Raw genomic sequence first — 17,793 nt, 5'->3', positions numbered from 1 at the left:
GTCCTGAATTGCCTCAGCTGCCCTTCTTCGGGGTGATCTTGACGATCTGGCCGTCATCCTCGGTCAGGGCGTAGACCGCCCCGTCGGGGCCGACCCTCACGTCGCGGACCCGGTGCTCCAGGGGCACGCGCTCCTCGGTGACGACCTTGTCGCCGTCGAGCTTGAGCACGACGAGGCCGGTGCTGACGAGGCCGCCAATGAGGAACTGGTTCTTCCAGCTCGGAATCAGGTCCTTGTCGTAGAAGGCCATGCCGGAGGGACCGATCACCGGGTCCCAGTAATAGACCGGCTGCACCGTGCCGCCGGCCTGAGTCTGGCCGTCGCCGATCTTCTCGCCCGAATACTCGATGCCGTAGGTCACCACCGGCCAGCCATAGTTGAGTCCCGGCCGCGGGCGGTTCAGCTCGTCGCCGCCGCGGGGACCGTGCTCCACCGTCCAGAGCCGGCCCTGGCCGTCGAGGGTCGCGGCCTGGACGTTGCGGTGGCCGTAGGACCAGATCTCGGGACGCGCCTTCTCGCCGCCAACGAACGGGTTGTCCTTGGGCGCGGTGCCGTCGGTCTCGATGCGGAAGACCTTGCCGAGCCCACTCGCGAGGTCCTGCGCCTGGACCCGCGGCCCCTTGTCGGAGCGCTCGCCGACGGTGACGAACAGTTTGCCGTCGCCCGCGAAGACGAGCCGCGAGCCGAAATGCTTGTCGCCCTCGTAGGCCGGCGTCTGGCGAAAGATGACCTTGAGGTCGTCGAGTCGGGCCTTGCCGTCGCTCTCGATGAGCTTGGCCTTGGCCACCGTGGTGCCGTTGCCCTTCTCGCGCGGCTCGGCATAGCTGAAATAGATCGTGCGGTCGGAGGGGAAGCCCGGGCTCAGGGCGATGTCGAGGAGGCCGCCCTGGCCCCGCGCATCGACCTTGGGCACGCCCGTGACCGGCTGCCCGGGGGTGCCGTCCTTGGCCACGATCCGGATCTTGCCAGCCTTCTCGGTTACGATCATGCGCCCATCGGGCAGGAACTCCATCGCCCACGGGCTGTCGAGGCCCTTGGCGAAGACGGCCGTCTCGATCTCCGCTTTCTTGGACGGCTCCGGCGAGCGGGTCTGGTTGGGCAGGAGCGGCTTGTACTCGGTGTTGGGGGGGCCCTGCTCGGCCGTGCTCGTGCCCGCGCTCGGCGCGGCCGGCGCCTGGAAGGCCTCGCCTTCGACACGGGAGGGACGCGCCTCCTGCGTCGCCTCTTGCGCCGCGGGCGCCTGAACGAAGGCCGTCGCGTCGAGGCCGAGAGCCGCGACGGTGGCGAGCAGGAGAGGAAGGGTGCGCGTCACGTCGTTGGTTCCTTGTCCGCTGACCCGAAGTCTGCCCGCCACATGGGGCGCGGCGCCGGGATGGCGAGGGTGAAGGGACCGGGCGCGACGCCACCGCGCAAGGGCGGGACACGGATGCAACGGCCTCGGGCACCCATGCAACGGTTGCGGGTCAGTCCGTTTCCGTCGGCGCAGAGGGGATGAGGCACCTTGACCGCTGCGGAGCGCGTCGCCAATTCTCGCCTCAGCCCAGGAGTCGCCGACAACGCTCCCCGGTGCCTCGGCGCCGCTCGCGAAACGCCCGCCGCGCCGCTCTGGCCCGGCCGGGGCTCCCGCGAACGGGAGTTTCGGGTGGCGCTCCGAATGACACGTGTCGAAAGGACGTTGAGATGGCGACGGTGAAAGTGACCGACGCGAGCTTCGAGCAGGACGTGCTGAAGTCCGCCGAGCCGGTGGTGGTGGATTTCTGGGCGGAGTGGTGCGGTCCCTGTCGCCAGATCGGTCCGGCCCTGGAAGAGATCTCGGCCGACCTGCAGGGCAAGGTGAAGATCGCCAAGGTGAACGTGGACGAGAATCCCGGGATTGCCTCGACCTACGGCATCCGCTCGATCCCGACGCTGCTGCTGTTCAAGAACGGCGAGCAGGTCAGCCAGAAGGTCGGCGCCGCCCCGAAGGGCGACCTCTCTCGCTGGATCCAGGCGAGCGCCTGAGTCCGCGGCGATCGGACCGGTCAGGTCCGAAGACGCCCGCTCGACGAAGCCCGGCCCCGCGGCCGGGCTTTTTGCATGGGCGGGCCCCGGTTTGGCCGATGCCTGTCAGGGAACGGCGGGAGACGCGCGGGGCACTGCGGCGGCGGCGGGGGTGCGCGCGACTCGTCCCGAATCTCGGAATCCCGACCAATCGCCCGGATCTCGGTCCGCGTCGTCTGGGTCTGACCCGCCGGAAACCCGCTGGGTGACGATGCTCCAAACGACAAGAAGCCCGGCCTTGCGGCCGGGCTCCCTGGTTTCGAGACCCTTATGGGTTCGGCTTAGTAGCTGCCGAACTTGTAGTTCAGACCGGCGCGGACGACGGCGAAGTCGGTGTCGCGGCGGGCGATGTTGTTGAAGATCACCGAGGACACGCCGGTCCGGGTGGCGAACTCGGTCACCGGGACAGCGGTCACGACGGTGCCGCCAGCATTGGCGAAGCCGTAGCGGCTGTTGTTGCCGTCGAAGTTCACGTACAGACCTTCGACCTTGAGCGTCACCGCCGAGGAGCGGAAGAAGTTCAGGAACGAGTCGGTCGGGAGCGCGTACTCGACACCGCCGCCGACAGCGTAGCCGGTCCGGAAGTCGTCGGTGTCAACCGCACGACCACCACCGAAGCTGCCATAGGCGAAGCCGCCGGTGCCGTAGAACAGGACGCGGTCGAAGGCGTAACCGATACGGCCGCGAACGGTGCCGAAGAAGTCGAGGCCCTGGAGACCGGTCGGGTTGACGAGCGTCACGCCCGGCTGAAGCGCGGCGCCGGGAGTGAAGGCGCAGGCGATGCCGGCGGTGCCGCAGGTGCCGGTGCGGCCGAAGCGGCCACCGAGGTCGGCGTACTGAGCGTCCGCCTCGATACCGACGACGACGCCCGAACCCGGGGTGAACTGGTAGTTGTAGCCGATCTGACCACCGCCAACGAAGCCGTCGTTACGGCCGCCGTTGTCGAAGGCGAATCCGGCAACGTTCAGCGCGCCAGCCGGACCGTTGACGATGCGCGGGTCGGCGGTGGCGACGAGCGTCGGATCGCGGGAATCCTCGAGACCGAAGCCGTAACCGGCGTTCAGACCGGCGTAGAAGCCCGTCCAGGTGAACACGGGAACCGGCGTGAAGACCGGCGGAGCGGCGCGGCGCGGCAGGTCAGCGGCGGACGCGACGGTGGTGAGAGCCGTAAAGGCGGCGAGCGATGTCAGAAGCTTTTTCATTGGTGATCCCCAGCAGAATGCCCGATCGCCCAGAAGCTAGACCATTTCCGCGGACCGGGATGTAACTGCGAGGACACACCCGGGACACGCTGCGCGTTCGCCGCCCCGGTGATCAATGTCAGACGGGAATCGTCCCGTTCGCCTCCAGGACAGCGCCCGCGAGGTAGAGCGAACCGCAGATCAGTACCCGGGGCGGACGCTCGAAGACCGTATCGGCGAGGCCCGCCATCGCGGCCTCGACGCTCGGGGCGGTCCCCGCCTGCAAGCCGACCGCGCGGGCGATGCCCGCCACCTCCTCGGCCGGCCGCGCCGCCAGCTGACCGGTGATCGGCACCGCCACCAGACCGCGGGCCAATCCGACGAAGTTCTTCAGGAAGCCTTCCGCGTCCTTGGTGCCGAGGAGCCCGACGATCAGCACCAGGGGCACATCGCTGCGCTCGCTGAGATCGGCCATGGCGGCGGCGAGAATCCGGCCGCCATCGGCGTTGTGGCCGCCGTCGAGCCAGAGTTCCGCATCCTTGGGCATCCGCTCGGCCAGGGCCCCGCGGGTCAGGCGCTGGAGGCGGCCGGGCCAGTCGACGTTGCGCAGGCCCGCCTCGAAGGCGGCGGTGCCGAGATCGCCGAACCCCGCCGCGCGGAGCGCCGCGATGGCGGTGGCCGCGTTGGTGAACTGGTGGCGCCCGGCGAGGCGGGGGCGCGGCAGATCGAACAGCTCGTTCTCGTCCTGGTAGACGAGGCGCCCGCTGTCCTCGTGCACGGAGAAATCCTGCCCGCCGACGCGCAGCGGACGCGCACCGACGCGCTCAGCGGCCCGGCACAAGACGGCGTCGGCCTGGGCGTAGTCCTGGGTGGCGATCACCGCCGGGCAGCCGCGCTTGAAGATGCCCGCCTTCTCGGTCGCCACCGCCTCGACGGTGTCGCCGAGATATTCGGCGTGGTCGCGCCCGATCGGCGTCACCACGGCGCAGGCGGGGCGGTCGATGACGTTGGTGGCATCGACCCGGCCGCCGAGCCCAACCTCGAGCAGCAGCACGTCGGCCGGACATTCGGAATAGAGCAGCAGGGCGGCTGCGGTGGTGATCTCGAACACCGTGATCGGCTCGGACCGATTGGCGGCCTCGCAGCGGGCGAAGGCGTCGGCGAGCCGGTCCTCGGCCACGTATTGGCCGCCGCCGATCCCGCCGAGGCGGATCCGCTCGTGGAAGCGTACGAGATGGGGCGAGGTGTAGACGTGGGCCGCCAACCCCCCGGCCTCCAGGATCGCCCGCATGAAGGCGATGGTGGAGCCCTTGCCGTTGGTGCCGGCGACATGGATCACGGGCGGCAGGCGCCGCTCGGGATGACCGAGTGCCGCGAGCAGGCGCTGGATGCGCCCGAGCGACAGGTCGATCGTCCGCGGATGCAGGGCGAGGAAGCGCGCCATCAGCGCGTCGGAGGATTCCATCTCGCGCTCGGACCTTTCGAGACAGACGCCGCTCAGGCCGCGTCGGGCAGGGGAGACGGGGCGACCGGGGGAGCGTCCCGGCGCACGTCCAGGAGCAGGCTGCAGATCCGGCCGATCGTCTCCCGCAGCTGGTGCCGGTGCACGACCTGATCGACCATGCCGTGCTCGCGCAGGTATTCCGCCCGCTGGAAGCCGTCGGGCAGCTTCTCGCGGATCGTCTGCTCGATCACGCGGGGGCCGGCGAAGCAGATCAGCGCCCCCGGCTCGGCCAGATGCACGTCGCCGAGCATGGCGTAGGAGGCGGTGACGCCGCCGGTGGTCGGGTTCGTCAGCACGACGAGGTAGGGCAGCCGCGCGGCGTTGAGGCGGCGCACCGCCACCGTGGTGCGCGGCATCTGCATCAGGGAGAGGATGCCCTCCTGCATCCGCGCCCCGCCGGAGGCGGCGAACAGCACGAAGGGCGTGCGTTTCTCCAAGGCCGTCTCGGCGCCGCGGATGAAGGCTTCGCCGCCGGCCATGCCGAGGGAGCCGGCCATGAAGGAGAATTCCTGCACCGCGATCGTCATCGGCAGGCCGGTGACGCGGCCGAAGCCGATCTTGAAGGCATCGACCATGCCGGTCTTGGCGCGGGCCTCCTTGAGGCGGTCGACGTAGCGCTTCTCGTCGCGGAACTTGAGCGGATCGGCGGCGACCTCGGGCAGCGGCACGTCGATCCAGGTGCCCTCGTCGAACATCATCTTGAGGCGCGCGGTCGCGCCCATCTTCAGGTGGTGCTCGGAGCCGGGAATGACCCAGTGGTTCTGCTCCACCTCCTTGTGGAACACCATCTGGCCCGTGTCGGGGCATTTGATCCAGAGGTTCTCCGGCGTCTCACGCTTGAAGAGCGTCTTGATCTTGGGGCGCACCACCTCCGAGATCCAGTTCATCGCCTCAACCATGGCGTCCTCCTCCTCAAGCCGCACTACGCCGATATCGGAACGCCGCCCTGACTCTGCCAAGGGCCCCTCAGCCAAGGCGCCCCGTCGCGGAACCCCGGCGCCGGTCAGCCCTTGGCGAGCGCCCCGGACACCGACGTCTTGGACACCCCGCGCACACCCTGGGCCAACTCGCGCACCAGGCCCGCCACGGCCTCCACGCTGCCGTCGCCCGCGCGCCCTTCGGCGTCGAGGCTGCGGGCCAGGGCGTCGACGAGCGCGGAGCCGACGACCACGCCGTCGGCGCCCTGCGCCACCGCCGCGGCATGCGCGCCCGTCCTGACGCCGAAGCCCACCACCACCGGCAGATCGGTCTGCGCGCTGATCCGCGACACCGCCTGCGCGACCCGGCCGAAATCGGGCGTCGCCGTCCCGGTCACCCCGGTGATCGAGACGTAGTAGACGAAGCCCGCGGTGTTCGCGAGCACCGCGGGCAGGCGCCGGTCGTCCGTGGTGGGCGTGGCCAGACGGATGAAGGCGAGGCCCTGGGCGCGGGCGGGCAGGCACAGCTCGTCGTCCTCCTCCGGCGGCAGGTCGACGACGATGAGGCCGTCGATGCCGGCCTCGCGGGCGTCCGGGAGAAATCGGTCGACGCCGTAGCTGTGGATCGGGTTGTAATAGCCCATCAGCACCACGGGCGTGTCGGTGTCGCGCTCGCGGAAGCGGCGGACCAGCGCCAGGGTGCCCTTGAGATCCTGGCCCGCCTTGAGGGCCCGCAGGCCCGCCGCCTGGATCGCCGGCCCGTCCGCCATGGGGTCGGTGAAGGGCAGGCCGAACTCGACGATGTCGGCGCCGGAGCGCGGCAGCGCCTCCAGCACCTTCAGCGAGGTCTCGGGATCGGGGTCGCCCGCCATCACGTAGGTGACGAGGGCGGCCCGCCCCTCCGCGCGGCAGCGGGCGAAGGCGGCGTCGATGCGGGCGGTCATCCGTGGCACTCCCGGCGGCTCGGTCCGGGATGCGCGCGAAACGCCGCCCGGCCAGGGCGCGCGCCTACACCATCCGTTTGCCGGCGTGAAGCGCGGGACGCCCACGGGGCCGGGGATGGCAGCGATCCGGACAATTCGCCCGATCCCCCTCACACTCCCCTAACCCACTTTCTCAAGCGCCCTTTCACGCGGGACTGCCAGGGTCCCTCCCGAAAGGCCGGACCTCCGGCCGCGACGGAGCCCGTGCCGAGTGATGACCCTCGCACTGACCATTCTGGGCCTGTCCGCCGCGCTCGGCGTGGTGGCGCTCCTGGCCGTGACCCTCCGGCGCGAGACGATGCCCGGGACGGCGGAGGAGGACTTCGACGCCTCCGAGGCCCTCCAGGACCGGCTCTGGCAGGTCGCCGAGAGCGAGGAGCGCTACCGGGTGCTCGTGGAGGCCACCACCCAGGCGGTGGTGCAGCGCGACGGCCAGGGGCGGATCACCTTCGCGAGCGAGGGTTTCGCGGCCCTGCTCGGCATGAAGCCCCTCGACCTGATCGGCTCGACGCTGACGCCCGAGGTCGCCGAGCGCGGACCGGTGCAGGTGCGCCCCGACGGCGTGCGTCAGGTCGAGGAGCGCATCGTGCCCGTCGACGGGGTGCCGCGCTGGTTCTCGTTCATCGAGATGCCCGCCGCCGGCCACGAGACGGGGTCGGGCCCGAGTTGGCTCCGGGCCGGCAAGGACGTGACCGAGCATGTCGAGGCGGTCCGCTCCCTCGACGAGGCCAAGAGCCGGGCCGAGGCCGCCAACGTCGCCAAGTCCCGCTTCCTCGCCACCGTCAGCCACGAGTTCCGCACACCCCTCAACGGCATTCTCGGCATGGCCGACCTGCTGCTCGACACACCGCTGGACGCGGAACAGCGGACCTATGTCGAGGCCCTGCGCACCAGCGGCAAGGCGCTGCTCTCCCTCGTGGACGGGATCCTCGATTTCTCCCGGATCGAGGCCGGTCGGCTCGACCTCGCTGCCGAGCCCTTCGACATCGCCCTCTTGGTCGAGGGCGGGGTGGAGCTGCTCGCCCCCCGCGCCCAGGACAAGGGCCTGGAGATCGCCCTCGACATTGCCGACGACCTGCCGGCCCTGCGGATCGGGGATGCCGACCGGGTGCGCCAGATCCTGCTCAACCTCGCGGGCAACGCGGTCAAGTTCACGCAGAGCGGCGGCGTCGGCGTGAGCCTGACCCGGGCGGGGGAGGGGATCGCCCTCGCGATCCAGGATACCGGGCCGGGCATGCAAGAGGAGCGCATCCCGATCCTGTTCGAGGAGTTCGAGCAGGGCGACAGCAGCGCGAGCCGGCGCCACGAGGGCACCGGGCTCGGGCTCGCCATCACCCGCCGCCTCGTCGAGCGCATGGGCGGCACCATCGAGGCGCGCTCGCAGCTCGGCCGCGGCTCGACCTTCCGGGTGGTGCTGCCGCTGCCCGCCGCGGAGGCCCCGGAACCCGCCGCCGAGGGGCCTTCCGTCGCCCGGGCCGGGATCCGCCGAGTGCTCATCGTGGCGGATTCGCCGTTCCAGGCACCTTACCTCGCCCGCCGCCTGACCCGCTCCGGCGCGGCGGCGGTCGTGGTCGACAGCGTGGAGGCGGGGCTCACGGCCCTGTCCGGGGCCCGGTTCGACGCCGTCATCGCCGACCGCTGCCTGGGCGATGCCCCGGTGCGGATGCTCGCGGCGGAAGCCGGGCGCTGCGGGGTGCGCTGCCGCCTGATCCTGCTCTCGCCGTTCGACCGGCGCGAGTTCGGTGCCGTGAACGCCGCGGGCTTCGACAGCTACTTGATCAAGCCGGTGCGCGCCCGCTCCCTGTTCGACCGCCTGCAGACGCCGAGCCCGGCCCCCCGGACCGCGCCGGCGGAGACGGCCCGGCCGGACGCCGATCGGGCCGCCGCCCAGGCCGCCGCGCCCGTGCCCGCTCTTCCGGGACCGGCGACGGGTCGGCACGTGCTGCTCGCGGAGGACAACCCGATCAACGCGCTTCTCGCGACCCGCGCCCTGGAGCGGCTCGGGGCCTGCGTCACCCTCGCCCGCGACGGCCTGGAGGCCCTGGCGATCGCCGAAACGCAGGGGCCGTTCGACCTCGCCCTGATCGACATCCGGATGCCCGGCCTCGACGGCCTGGAAACCGCGCGGCGCATCCGGGCCCGGGAGGCGGAATCCGGCAGCGCGCGGCTGCACCTCGTGGCGCTCACCGCCAATACGGGACGCGAGGATGCGCGGGCGGCCCACGAGGCCGGCTTCGACGGCTTCCTGGCCAAGCCTTTGAACCTGCGCGCCCTGCCGGGCCTGCTGGAAGGCCGCGCCGAAGCGGCGTGATCCGGCCCTTCCGCTCTCACGCCCGCGCGGGTGGGCGGCGAGGCGAGGCCACCGCCCCTCGCCGTGGCATGGAATTCGCCCATTTCTCCGGGCGTCGAGCCAACGGGGCGAGCCGATGGAGCATAGATGACGGGCGAAGCCGGACGATCCGTGAGCGGGCGGGCGGGGAGGGCCGGGCGGTGAAGCACCTGCGATGGCTCGCCCTGCTGCCGCCGGCCGGCATGCTGCTCGGCCCCTACTTCCTCAACCGGGTCGAGCCGATGGTGCTCGGCATGCCCTTGCTCCTGGCCTGGCTGGTGGCCTGCACGGTGGCGACCTCGGGGATCATGGCCCTCATCTACCTGACCGATCCGGCCAACCGGGAACCGGGAGACGAGGCATGAACGCGGCGCTCCCGATCATCGCGCTGGCGGTCGTGGTGGCGCTCGGTCTCGGCCTGTGGGCCCGGGCCGGCCACGACATGGACATGGAGCAGTGGAGCGTCGGCAAGCGCGGCTTCGGCACCGTGCTCGTCTTCCTGCTGATGGCGGGCGAGATCTACACGACCTTCACCTTCCTGGGCGGCTCCGGCTGGGCTTACGGCAAGGGCGGGCCGACCTACTACATCCTCTGCTACCTGACGCTGATCTACGTGATCTCCTACTGGCTGCTGCCGCCGGCGTGGACGTTCGCGAAGAAACACAACCTGTTCTCGCAGCCCGACTATTTCGCCGCCCGCTACGACAGCAAGCCGCTCGGCTTCCTCGTGGCGGTGGTCGGGCTCGTGGCCCTCGTCCCCTACATGGTGCTCCAGCTCAAGGGGCTCGGCATCATCGTCTCGACCGCCTCCTACGGCGCGATCCCGCCCACCTGGGCGATCTGGATCGGGGCGGCGACGCTGACCGTCTACGTCATGGTCTCGGGGATTCGCGGCTCGGCCTGGACCGCGGTGGTCAAGGACGTCCTCATCCTCGCCGTGGTGGTCTTCCTCGGGATCTACCTGCCCTACCACTATTACGGCGGCATCGGCCCGATGTTTTCGGCGATCGATCAGGCCAAGCCCGGCTTCCTGGCGCTGCCCGAGCGGGGCCAGAGCGCGACGTGGTTCGCCTCGACCACGATCCTGACGGCGCTCGGCGGCTGGATGTTTCCGCACATCTTCGCCTCGATCTACACGGCGAGCGACCCCCGCACCTTCCGGCGCAACGCGGTGTTCCTGCCGCTCTACCAGCTGATGCTGCTGTTCGTGTTCTTCGCCGGGTTCAGTGCGGTGCTGCAGGTGCCCGGCCTGACCGGGCCCGACGTCGATCTCTCGCTGTTCCGGATCGCGCTCGAGACCTTCCCGCCGTGGTTCGTCGGGGTGATCGGCGCCACCGGCGTGCTGACCGCCCTGGTGCCGGGCTCGATGATCCTGATCGCGGGCGCGACGCTGATCGCGCAGAACCTGTACCGGCCGCTCGCCCCAGGGGCCACCGACGCCTCGACGGGACGGCTCGCCAAGGCCGTCGCGCCCGTGCTCGCCCTCGCCTGCGTCGGCTTCACCCTCTATGGCGGCGAGAGCATCGTGCAGCTGCTGCTGATCGGCTACGCGGTCGTCACGCAGCTCTTCCCGGCCTTCTTCTTCAGCCTGTGGCGCACCAACCCGCTAACCAAAGCGGGCGCCATGGCGGGGATCCTGGCGGGCGTCGCCACCGTGTCGATCACGGTGGTGGGCGGCTATACGCTGGCGAAGCTGTTTCCCGGCCTGCCGGGCCCGATCCAGGACCTCAACGCGGGCGTGGTCGCCCTGGCGCTGAACCTCGCGGTCGCCTTCGCGGTCAGCGCCGTGGGCCGGCGGGCGCGGACGAGCGCAGCCTGATGCGGGAGCGCGACGCGCGGTCCGTCTGAACGGGTCATCGGCCAGGGCCGCCCGCGAGGGCGATGATCCGGGCCGGCCTTCGGTCCCGGTCCGCCGCGTGGTCGCGGCCGAAGACGACGCGGATCGGACGATCCCCCGCCCTCACGGACGCGGTTCGAACGCCCGCGGATGACCGAGTGCGATCACGGGCCGAGGAACATCCGGGCGATCGCAGGGATCGTCCGGAGAGAAACGCGGGGGGCCCTCAGGCCCGGGCGGTGCGCCCGCGGGCGAGCACGCCGCGGACGGCGGTGAAGGGAAGCAGCACCGTCTTCACCACGGCGGTGACGGCGAGGACGGCGAGGACGGGCAGGATCGCCACGCAGATTCCGCTGACGCGCATCGTTTACTCCCTGGAACGACTCGGGCGGGCCTGACCGCCGGCTTGATCACAATCCGCCACTCAATCGCGGCAAGAGCAAGGTAAACGGGCGGCGCTCACGCGTTTCCCGTCGCCGGCAAAGGTCTGGTGCGCCCGGCGCGGGGATGGGCAGCCTCGAAGGCGCTCATCAGGCGGGCGGCATCGACCTTCGTGTAGAGCTGCGTCGTCGAGAGCGAGGCGTGGCCAAGCAGTTCCTGGATCGCCCGCAACTCGCCCTGGCGGGCGAGCAGATGCGTCGCGAAAGAGTGGCGCAGGGCATGCGGCGTGGCGCTCTCGGGCAGGCCGAGGGCGCCGCGCAGGGACGCCACCGCATATTGCACGATCCGGGGCGAGAGTGGTCCGCCCTTCACGCCGACGAAGAGCGGCCCCTCCGGATCGAGCGGGTGGGGGCACAGGGCGAGATAGTCGGCCACCGCCTGCGACACCGCGGGCAGCACCGGCACGGAGCGCACCTTGCCGCCCTTGCCGGTCACCCGCACCTCATCGATGCCCGGCACGGGCGCATCGCGGGCGGCGAGGCCCAGGGCCTCGGAGATGCGCAAACCCGATCCGTAGAGGAGCGCGATCACCGCCGCGTCGCGGGCGAGCACCCAGGGCGCGCGGGCCTCGTCGGCGCGGGTCTCCGGCCGGGTCATCGCCAGGGCGGCGGTCACCGGCAGCGGGCGCGGCAGACGCCGCTCGACCTTGGGCTGACGCACCGCGCCGAGCGCGGCGACGCTGCCGTGGCCCTCGCGTTCGAGGTGGCGGGCGAAAGAGCGCAGGCCGGCGAGCATCCGCATCAGGGAGCGCCCGGAAATGGCATCCGCGCGCCGCGCCGCCATGAAGCCGCGCAGGTCGCGGGGCCGGAGGGCGATCAGGCGGGCGATCGTCGGCGGGCCCGAGCGGGCGTCGAGATAGGTGAGGAACTGGCGAAGGTCCCGCTCGTAGGCCTCGACGGTGTTGGCGGCCATGCGCCGCTCCTGCGCCAGCGCCCGGCGCCAGCCTTCGGCCGCGGCGCGCAGGGGCGCATCCCCGGGAAGGAGGAGCGGTTCGGCGTCGGCCTGTCGGGTCCTCGGCAGCATCCGGGCAGCAAGCGCCCCTTAGGGTTGACGAAGGGTTAATCCCTCTTTTCCCGGGGCCGGGCTGCGCCATCTGGGCGCCCATCCTTCCTAGCGAGAGAGCCCCGATGGCCAAGCCCGTCCACAGCATGATCCGCGTCCGCGACGAGGCGCGCGCACGGGATTATTACGCCCGCGCCTTCGGCCTGGAGCCCGCCGATCGGTTCGACTTTCCGGACTTCACCCTGCTCTACCTGCGCGATCCGGCCTCGCCGTTCGAACTGGAGCTGACGGTCAACAAGGACCGCGCGGAGCCCTACAATCTCGGCGACGGCTACGGCCACATCGCCTTCGTGGTCGAGGATGCGCAGGCCGAGCATGCCCGGTTCGAGCGCGAGGGCTTTCCGGTGACGCCGGTCAAGACACTCAAGCACGGCGACACGCCGCTGGCGACCTTCTTCTTCGCCACCGATCCTGACGGCTACAAGATCGAGGTGATCCAGAAGGGCGGACGCTTCGCCTGAGCGGCGGAAGCCCGCCCGGTCCCGCTTCCTGCACACGCGGCGTGACGGGCTGCGCCAGGATGCGGCGGAGGGGAGGGACGGGCCCGCCCCGTCCCATTCCTCACGGCTGCGCCGTCTCGAGCCGCTCGAAAGCCGCGACGCCCCGCTCGCAGGCGGCGGGCGAGGGGGCCGGCAGGCTCGTCTCCAGCCGCATCGCGTCGTCGAGGGCGAGGATGTAGCGCTCCTCGGTGAGCGCCCGCCCGACCGCCGCCAGCATCCGCGCGCGCTGCGTCCGCAGGACACCGTCGATCCGCACACGGTCGACGCCGCAGGCGAGCGCCCGCCCCAACACCTTCCCGTGACGCTCGCCCTCGGCCTGGGGAATCGTCAGGGGCCGCTCCTGGGCCGCAGCGGCCCCGGGCCAGGACAGGAGAGCCAGCAGGCCCCAGGCAGACAGCTTCGTCACGATACACACTCCTTCGTCCGGCAGGGTCGAGACCGGTCCAGACCCGGCCATCACGGTCCGGGTTTCCGCCTCCGGTCAGGTCCCTCTCGGCTTCGCCCGTCGGGTCGGCGCCTCGGCCCGCGGATCCTCGGGCCAGGGATGGCGGGGATAGCGCCCCCGCATCTCGGCGCGCACGGCGCTCCAGGACCCGCGCCAGAAGCCCGGCAGGTCGCGGGTGATCTGGATCGGGCGCTGGGCCGGCGAGAGCAGGTGCAGCACCAGCGGAACCCGGCCGCCGCCCAGGGTCGGATGCCGGTCGAGGCCGAACAGTTCCTGCACCCGCACCGCCAGGACCGGCTCCGGGCCCGATTCGTAATCGACGGGGAGGCGCGAGCCGGTCGGCACCTCGACATGGCTCGGCGCCTCCTGATCGAGGCGGGCGCGCAGCGACCAGGGCAGCAGCGCGTGCAGCGCCTGGGCCAGATCGTCGGCGGTGACCGCGGCGAGCGACGGGCGCCCGACGAGGGCGGGCGCGAGCCACGCCTCGACGGAGCCGGCCAGCGCCGCGTCCGAGAGGTCGGGCCACGTCTCGCCTCCGGCCGCGTGAAGGAAGCGGATGCGGGCGCGCCACTGCGCCAGCGCCGGGGTCCAGGGCAGGCGGTCGAGCCCGAGGCCGGCGATGCCCCGGGCCAGAACCCCCGCGGCCTCCGCGTCGGCCGGGACCGGAAGCGTGCGCTCGTCGAGGCTCACGGCGCCGAGGCGGCGGGCCTCCCGTGCCCGCAGCGCCCGGGCGGCGGGGTCGAAGGTGACGGTGCGCACCGTCTCGATGCGCGCGGCAAACAGCGCCTCGATCGCCTGAGCGGAGATCGCCGCGGCGGCGAGGATGCGCGCATTGGCGGCGCTGCCGGTCAGGTCGGCCACGACGACGAAGGGCTCGCGGGCGAGGGCGATCGCCGGATCGAGGAGGCCGGCCCGGCCATTGGCCATCAGCACGGCACCCTCGCGGCCCCGGGACCGGGCGACCCGGTCGGGATAGGCCAGGGCCAACAGGGCGCCGGGTTCGGCGAGGTCCGGGTCGGGCTCGGGCGCAGCCCGGCCGACGGCGCGTTCGGCCTGCCGGGCCCAGCCCTCGGCGAGGCGGCGCATGTCGGCGGCCCGACCCCCGCGATCCCGGCGGAAGCGGTCGAGGCGGTCGGCGAGGTCGACCGCGTCGCCGCCGAGCCCCCGTTCCACCAGCACGGCGGCGAGGTCGGAGGCGGCGCGCGCCTGCCCGGCCTCCGCGGCGCGGGCCACCATGCGGGCCAGCCGCGGCGGAAGCGGCAGAGCCCGCAGGGTCCGGCCCGTCGCGGTGAGGCGGTCGTTCGCATCCAGGGCGCCGAGTTCGGCGAGCATGGCGCGGGCCTCCGCCAGGGCCGGAGCGGGCGGGGGATCGAGGAAGGCGAGGGCACCCGGATCGGTCACGCCCCAGGCGGCGCAATCAAGCACGAACCCGGCGAGATCGGCCGAGAGGATCTCCGGCCGGGCGAAGGGCTCGAGGGCGGCGGTCGCCGCCTCGGGCCAGAGCCGCCAGCACACCCCGGGCTCGGTCCGCCCGGCCCGGCCCCGGCGCTGGTCGACGGAGGCGCGGGAGGCCCGCGCGGTGACGAGGCGGGTCAGGCCGTTGCCGGGCTCGTAGACCGGAACCCGGGCGAGGCCCGAATCGACCACGATCCGCACCCCCTGGATCGTCAGGGAGGTCTCGGCGATCGCGGTGGCGAGCACCACCTTGCGCCGCCCCGGCGGCGCCGGGGCCACGGCCCGGTCCTGCTCGCTTTGGCTCAGAGCCCCGTAGAGGGGGGCGAGTGCGGCGTCATCGGGCAGGCGCCCCTCCAGCCGCTCCATGGTGCGGCGGATCTCCGCCTGACCCGGCAGGAAGGCGAGCAGCGAGCCCGGATCGGCCCGGAGCGCCCGCAGGATCGCGCCGGCCATGGCGTCCTCGATGCGTTCGTTGGCGGCCCGGTCGAGGTGGCGCGTCTCGACCGGGTAGGCCCGCCCCTCGGATTCGATGACCGGAGCCTCCCCGAGCAGGCGCGCCACCCGGGCGCCGTCCAGGGTCGCCGACATGACGAGCAGGCGCAGGTCCTCGCGCAGCGCGCCCTGCGCGTCGAGGGCGAAGGCGAGGCCGAGATCGGCGTCGAGGGAGCGCTCGTGGTATTCGTCGAACAGCACCGCGCCGATGCCGGTGAGTTCCGGATCGTCGAGGATCATCCGGGTGAAGACGCCCTCGGTGACGACCTCGATGCGGGTGCGTCCGGAAACCTTCGAGCCGAGCCGCACCCGCAGCCCCACCGTGTCGCCGACCCGCTCGCCGAGCGTCGCCGCCATCCGCTCCGCGGCGCCGCGCGCGGCGAGCCGGCGCGGCTCCAAGAGGATGATCTTGCCGCCGCCGAGCCAGGGCTCCTCCAGGAGGGCGAGGGGCACCCGCGTGGTCTTGCCCGCGCCGGGAGGCGCCACCACCACGGCCGCAGATCCCGCGACCAGGGACCGGCGCAGGGCAGGCAGAACGGCGTCGATCGGGAGCGGGGCGGGGCCGGGGGCGGAGACCATGCCCGCTGGTGGCCCGGTTCCGGCGCCCGCGCAACGGGGGCGCGCCCTACGTCCGCGGCAGAGCGCTAATCCGGCGAAGCGCCCCTGGATCCGTTCAAACATTTGTTATGGGATTCGGGGGCCCCCTCCGGAACGGCGGCGCTCACGCGGGATTGAGGGCTCGACGTGCCGCTGGCGCACGAAACGAAAACGACGGACGAGAAAACGATGCGGATTGCCCTCACTCTTGCAGCCGGCGTGCTGTTCTGCGGCCTCGGTGTCGGCACGGCCTCGGCCGCCCCGGCCATGCCGGCGCCCGGCGTGATCGCCGGCGACACGGTCGAGACCGTGCGTCACGGCGGCTGGCACCGCCATCGTGGCTGGCACCATCACCGGACCAGCCGGTACGAGCGCCGCGCCCGCCGTTACAACACCCTCCGCCACGGCAACCCGAACGCCCGCAACCCGGAGCGCCCCGGCTACCAGCAGCAGCTCGGCAACACGACCAACGGCCCGCGCTACTGATCACCTCTCACGCTGTGAGGGTTTCGAAGGACCCGCCCGGCCCCGGCCCGGGCGGGTCTTTTCGTGTCGGGGCGCCGGGGCTTGCGAAGCCGGGGCTTGCGAAGCCTGGGCTTGCGAAGCCTGGGCTTGCGACGCCTGGGGAGAGCGCGCACTTGTCCACGGTGTTCGCCCTTTGCCGCCGGTGCCGGCGCCGGGCGAGGCTGCTAGCCTCCCGGCCATGCGCTCCAGCCCTCCACGCCCCCAAGCCCTCGAACGTCGCGCGAGTCAGGCGGAAACGGTGACCTCCTCGCCCATCGCCTCACCCTTGGACATCCCCGGCGCCACCCCGATGATGGCGCAGTACATCGAGATCAAGGCCGCCAATCCGGACTGCCTGCTGTTCTACCGGATGGGGGATTTCTACGAGCTGTTCTTCGAGGATGCGGAGATCGCCTCGCGGGCGCTCGGCATCGTCCTGACCAAGCGCGGCAAGCACGGCGGCGCGGACATTCCGATGTGCGGCGTGCCGGTCGAGCGCTCCGACGATTACCTGCACCGCCTGATCGCCCTCGGCCACCGGGTCGCGGTCTGCCAGCAGACCGAGGACCCGGCCGAGGCGAAGAAGCGGGGGCCGAAATCGGTGGTCCGGCGCGAGGTGACCCGGCTCGTCACCCCCGGAACCCTCACCGAAGACCGGCTGCTCGATCCCACCCGGGCCAACCTCCTGCTCGCCATCGGTCGCCGCAAGGTCGCGGAGGGGCGCGAGGCCTACGGGCTCGCCGCCATCGACATCTCGACCGGGCGCTTCTCGCTCAGCGAGGTGGAGGGCGGCGAACTCGCCGCCGCCATCGCTCGCCACGAGCCGCGGGAGATCGTGCTGTCGGAGGCGATCCACGCCGACCCCGCGGTGGCGCGGCTGTGGCGCGACACCAAAGCCGCGGTGGTGCCGCTGGCGCAGGCCGAGCTGGAGCCGGCCTCGGCGGAGCGGCGCATCCGCGCGCAGTTCGGGGTCAAGACCCTCGACGGGTTCGGCGCCTTCAGCCGGGCCGAGATCGCGGCGGCGGGGGCGGCCCTGCTCTATATCGAGCGCACGCAGTTCGGCGCCCGGGTGCCGCTCTCGGCGCCGCAGCGCGAGGCCTCGGGGGCGACGCTCGCCATCGACGCGGCGACCCGCGCCAATCTCGAACTGACCCGCACCCTGGCAGGCGAGCGCAAGGGGAGCCTTCTCGACGCGATCGACCGCACGGTCTCGGCGGGCGGGGCGCGGCTCCTCGCCGAGCACCTCGCCGGCCCCCTGACGGACCTGACCAAGATCGTCCGGCGCCATGACGCGGTCGCCTTCCTGGTCGGCGAGACTGCCCTGCGGGCCCGCCTGCGCGAGGCGCTGAAGGCCGCGCCGGACCTCGCCCGCGCCCTGTCGCGCCTCGGCCTCGGCCGGGCGGGCCCCCGCGATCTCGCCGCCCTCCGGGGTGGGCTCGACGCGGCGCTCGCCATCGCCGAGGGCCTGTCCGGCGCCGACCTGCCGGACGGCCTCCGGCGCCTCGT

15 protein-coding genes and 1 pseudogene are annotated in these 17,793 nt (G+C 72.2%); 7 read left to right on the top strand and 9 right to left on the bottom strand.

Translation table 11 applies throughout. The features are described 5' to 3' along the window. Window positions 1–13: 13 nt before the first annotated feature. The gene (locus tag LW587_RS14950; RefSeq protein ID WP_232630386.1) at window positions 14–1,312 is read right to left on the bottom strand and encodes a PQQ-dependent sugar dehydrogenase; all 1,299 of its coding nucleotides are present in this window, start codon (window positions 1,310–1,312) and stop codon (window positions 14–16) included. Window positions 1,313–1,680: 368 nt separating this feature from the next. Here LW587_RS14950 and trxA point away from each other — a divergent pair, with 368 nt between their 5' ends. Then, window positions 1,681–2,001 carry a thioredoxin gene (gene trxA / locus LW587_RS14945; RefSeq protein ID WP_232630385.1) on the top strand — a complete coding sequence of 107 codons (321 nt, stop codon included), beginning with the start codon at window positions 1,681–1,683 and terminating at the stop codon, window positions 1,999–2,001. A gap of 320 nt (window positions 2,002–2,321) precedes the next feature. On the opposite strand, the gene LW587_RS14940 is transcribed toward trxA, so the two are convergent. From LW587_RS14940 to trpA, 4 genes are all read right to left on the bottom strand, one after another. Further along, window positions 2,322–3,242 (bottom strand): outer membrane protein, encoded by a 921-nt coding sequence (locus LW587_RS14940; protein ID WP_232630384.1) that lies wholly within the window; start codon window positions 3,240–3,242, stop codon window positions 2,322–2,324. Window positions 3,243–3,360: 118 nt separating this feature from the next. Then, window positions 3,361–4,686: a bifunctional folylpolyglutamate synthase/dihydrofolate synthase gene (locus LW587_RS14935; protein WP_232630383.1), complete on the bottom strand. Its 1,326-nt coding sequence runs from the start codon at window positions 4,684–4,686 to the stop codon at window positions 3,361–3,363. Between the two features lie 32 nt (window positions 4,687–4,718). Next, window positions 4,719–5,624 (bottom strand): acetyl-CoA carboxylase, carboxyltransferase subunit beta, encoded by a 906-nt coding sequence (accD, locus tag LW587_RS14930; RefSeq protein ID WP_232630382.1) that lies wholly within the window; start codon window positions 5,622–5,624, stop codon window positions 4,719–4,721. A gap of 104 nt (window positions 5,625–5,728) precedes the next feature. Continuing rightward, window positions 5,729–6,586: a tryptophan synthase subunit alpha gene (trpA, locus tag LW587_RS14925; RefSeq protein WP_232630381.1), complete on the bottom strand. Its 858-nt coding sequence runs from the start codon at window positions 6,584–6,586 to the stop codon at window positions 5,729–5,731. Between the two features lie 253 nt (window positions 6,587–6,839). Here trpA and LW587_RS14920 point away from each other — a divergent pair, with 253 nt between their 5' ends. From LW587_RS14920 to LW587_RS14910, 3 genes are all read left to right on the top strand, one after another. Further along, window positions 6,840–8,936 (top strand): ATP-binding protein, encoded by a 2,097-nt coding sequence (locus LW587_RS14920; protein ID WP_232630380.1) that lies wholly within the window; start codon window positions 6,840–6,842, stop codon window positions 8,934–8,936. A gap of 179 nt (window positions 8,937–9,115) precedes the next feature. Next, window positions 9,116–9,319 (top strand): DUF3311 domain-containing protein, encoded by a 204-nt coding sequence (locus LW587_RS14915; protein ID WP_232630379.1) that lies wholly within the window; start codon window positions 9,116–9,118, stop codon window positions 9,317–9,319. Beyond that, window positions 9,316–10,773 (top strand): sodium:solute symporter family protein, encoded by a 1,458-nt coding sequence (locus tag LW587_RS14910; RefSeq protein ID WP_232630378.1) that lies wholly within the window; start codon window positions 9,316–9,318, stop codon window positions 10,771–10,773. Before LW587_RS14915 ends, LW587_RS14910 begins: the two co-directional genes overlap by 4 nt. Window positions 10,774–11,017: 244 nt before the next feature. On the opposite strand, the gene LW587_RS14905 is transcribed toward LW587_RS14910, so the two are convergent. Both LW587_RS14905 and LW587_RS14900 read right to left on the bottom strand, forming a co-directional pair. Further along, complete coding sequence (locus tag LW587_RS14905; RefSeq protein ID WP_232630377.1) at window positions 11,018–11,155, bottom strand: hypothetical protein; 138 nt, start codon at window positions 11,153–11,155, stop codon at window positions 11,018–11,020. Window positions 11,156–11,250: 95 nt separating this feature from the next. Continuing rightward, a complete protein-coding gene (locus tag LW587_RS14900) occupies window positions 11,251–12,255 on the bottom strand; it encodes a tyrosine recombinase XerC (RefSeq protein ID WP_232630376.1) in 1,005 nt (334 codons plus the stop codon). A gap of 104 nt (window positions 12,256–12,359) precedes the next feature. On the opposite strand from LW587_RS14900, the gene LW587_RS14895 reads away from it, so the two are divergent. Continuing rightward, entirely contained in the window at window positions 12,360–12,755 is a 396-nt protein-coding gene (locus LW587_RS14895; protein WP_232630375.1) for a VOC family protein, read from the top strand. A gap of 100 nt (window positions 12,756–12,855) precedes the next feature. Here the strand turns inward: LW587_RS14895 and LW587_RS14890 are convergent, their stop codons facing one another. After that, window positions 12,856–13,200, bottom strand: coding sequence for a hypothetical protein (locus LW587_RS14890; protein ID WP_232630374.1), 345 nt, complete (start codon window positions 13,198–13,200; stop codon window positions 12,856–12,858). A gap of 75 nt (window positions 13,201–13,275) precedes the next feature. Continuing rightward, entirely contained in the window at window positions 13,276–15,765 is a 2,490-nt protein-coding gene (hrpB, locus tag LW587_RS14885; RefSeq protein ID WP_232630373.1) for an ATP-dependent helicase HrpB, read from the bottom strand. A gap of 207 nt (window positions 15,766–15,972) precedes the next feature. On the opposite strand from hrpB, the gene LW587_RS14880 reads away from it, so the two are divergent. Together LW587_RS14880 and LW587_RS14875 are read left to right on the top strand one after the other, a co-directional pair. Further along, complete coding sequence (locus LW587_RS14880) at window positions 15,973–16,269, top strand: hypothetical protein (RefSeq protein WP_232630372.1); 297 nt, start codon at window positions 15,973–15,975, stop codon at window positions 16,267–16,269. Between the two features lie 217 nt (window positions 16,270–16,486). Beyond that, window positions 16,487–17,793, top strand: a pseudogene (locus LW587_RS14875) (DNA mismatch repair protein MutS); the annotation flags it as partial.

Source organism: Methylobacterium sp. Leaf118, from assembly GCF_920984675.1.
In the GTDB taxonomy this organism is placed as follows: domain Bacteria; phylum Pseudomonadota; class Alphaproteobacteria; order Rhizobiales; family Beijerinckiaceae; genus Methylobacterium.
Note: the sequence above shows the minus strand (reverse complement) of the source record. Positions and strands in the feature narration are given on the sequence as shown.

Coding starts and splice junctions, on each gene's coding strand:
- trxA (WP_232630385.1), top strand. CDS start 1,681: ATGGCGACGGTGAAAGTGACCGACGCGAGCTTCGAGCAGGACGTGCTG.
- LW587_RS14940 (WP_232630384.1), bottom strand. CDS start 3,242: ATGAAAAAGCTTCTGACATCGCTCGCCGCCTTTACGGCTCTCACCACC.
- LW587_RS14935 (WP_232630383.1), bottom strand. CDS start 4,686: ATGGAATCCTCCGACGCGCTGATGGCGCGCTTCCTCGCCCTGCATCCG.
- accD (WP_232630382.1), bottom strand. CDS start 5,624: ATGGTTGAGGCGATGAACTGGATCTCGGAGGTGGTGCGCCCCAAGATC.
- trpA (WP_232630381.1), bottom strand. CDS start 6,586: ATGACCGCCCGCATCGACGCCGCCTTCGCCCGCTGCCGCGCGGAGGGG.
- LW587_RS14920 (WP_232630380.1), top strand. CDS start 6,840: ATGACCCTCGCACTGACCATTCTGGGCCTGTCCGCCGCGCTCGGCGTG.
- LW587_RS14910 (WP_232630378.1), top strand. CDS start 9,316: ATGAACGCGGCGCTCCCGATCATCGCGCTGGCGGTCGTGGTGGCGCTC.
- LW587_RS14905 (WP_232630377.1), bottom strand. CDS start 11,155: ATGCGCGTCAGCGGAATCTGCGTGGCGATCCTGCCCGTCCTCGCCGTC.
- LW587_RS14900 (WP_232630376.1), bottom strand. CDS start 12,255: ATGCTGCCGAGGACCCGACAGGCCGACGCCGAACCGCTCCTCCTTCCC.
- LW587_RS14895 (WP_232630375.1), top strand. CDS start 12,360: ATGGCCAAGCCCGTCCACAGCATGATCCGCGTCCGCGACGAGGCGCGC.
- hrpB (WP_232630373.1), bottom strand. CDS start 15,765: ATGGTCTCCGCCCCCGGCCCCGCCCCGCTCCCGATCGACGCCGTTCTG.
- LW587_RS14880 (WP_232630372.1), top strand. CDS start 15,973: ATGCGGATTGCCCTCACTCTTGCAGCCGGCGTGCTGTTCTGCGGCCTC.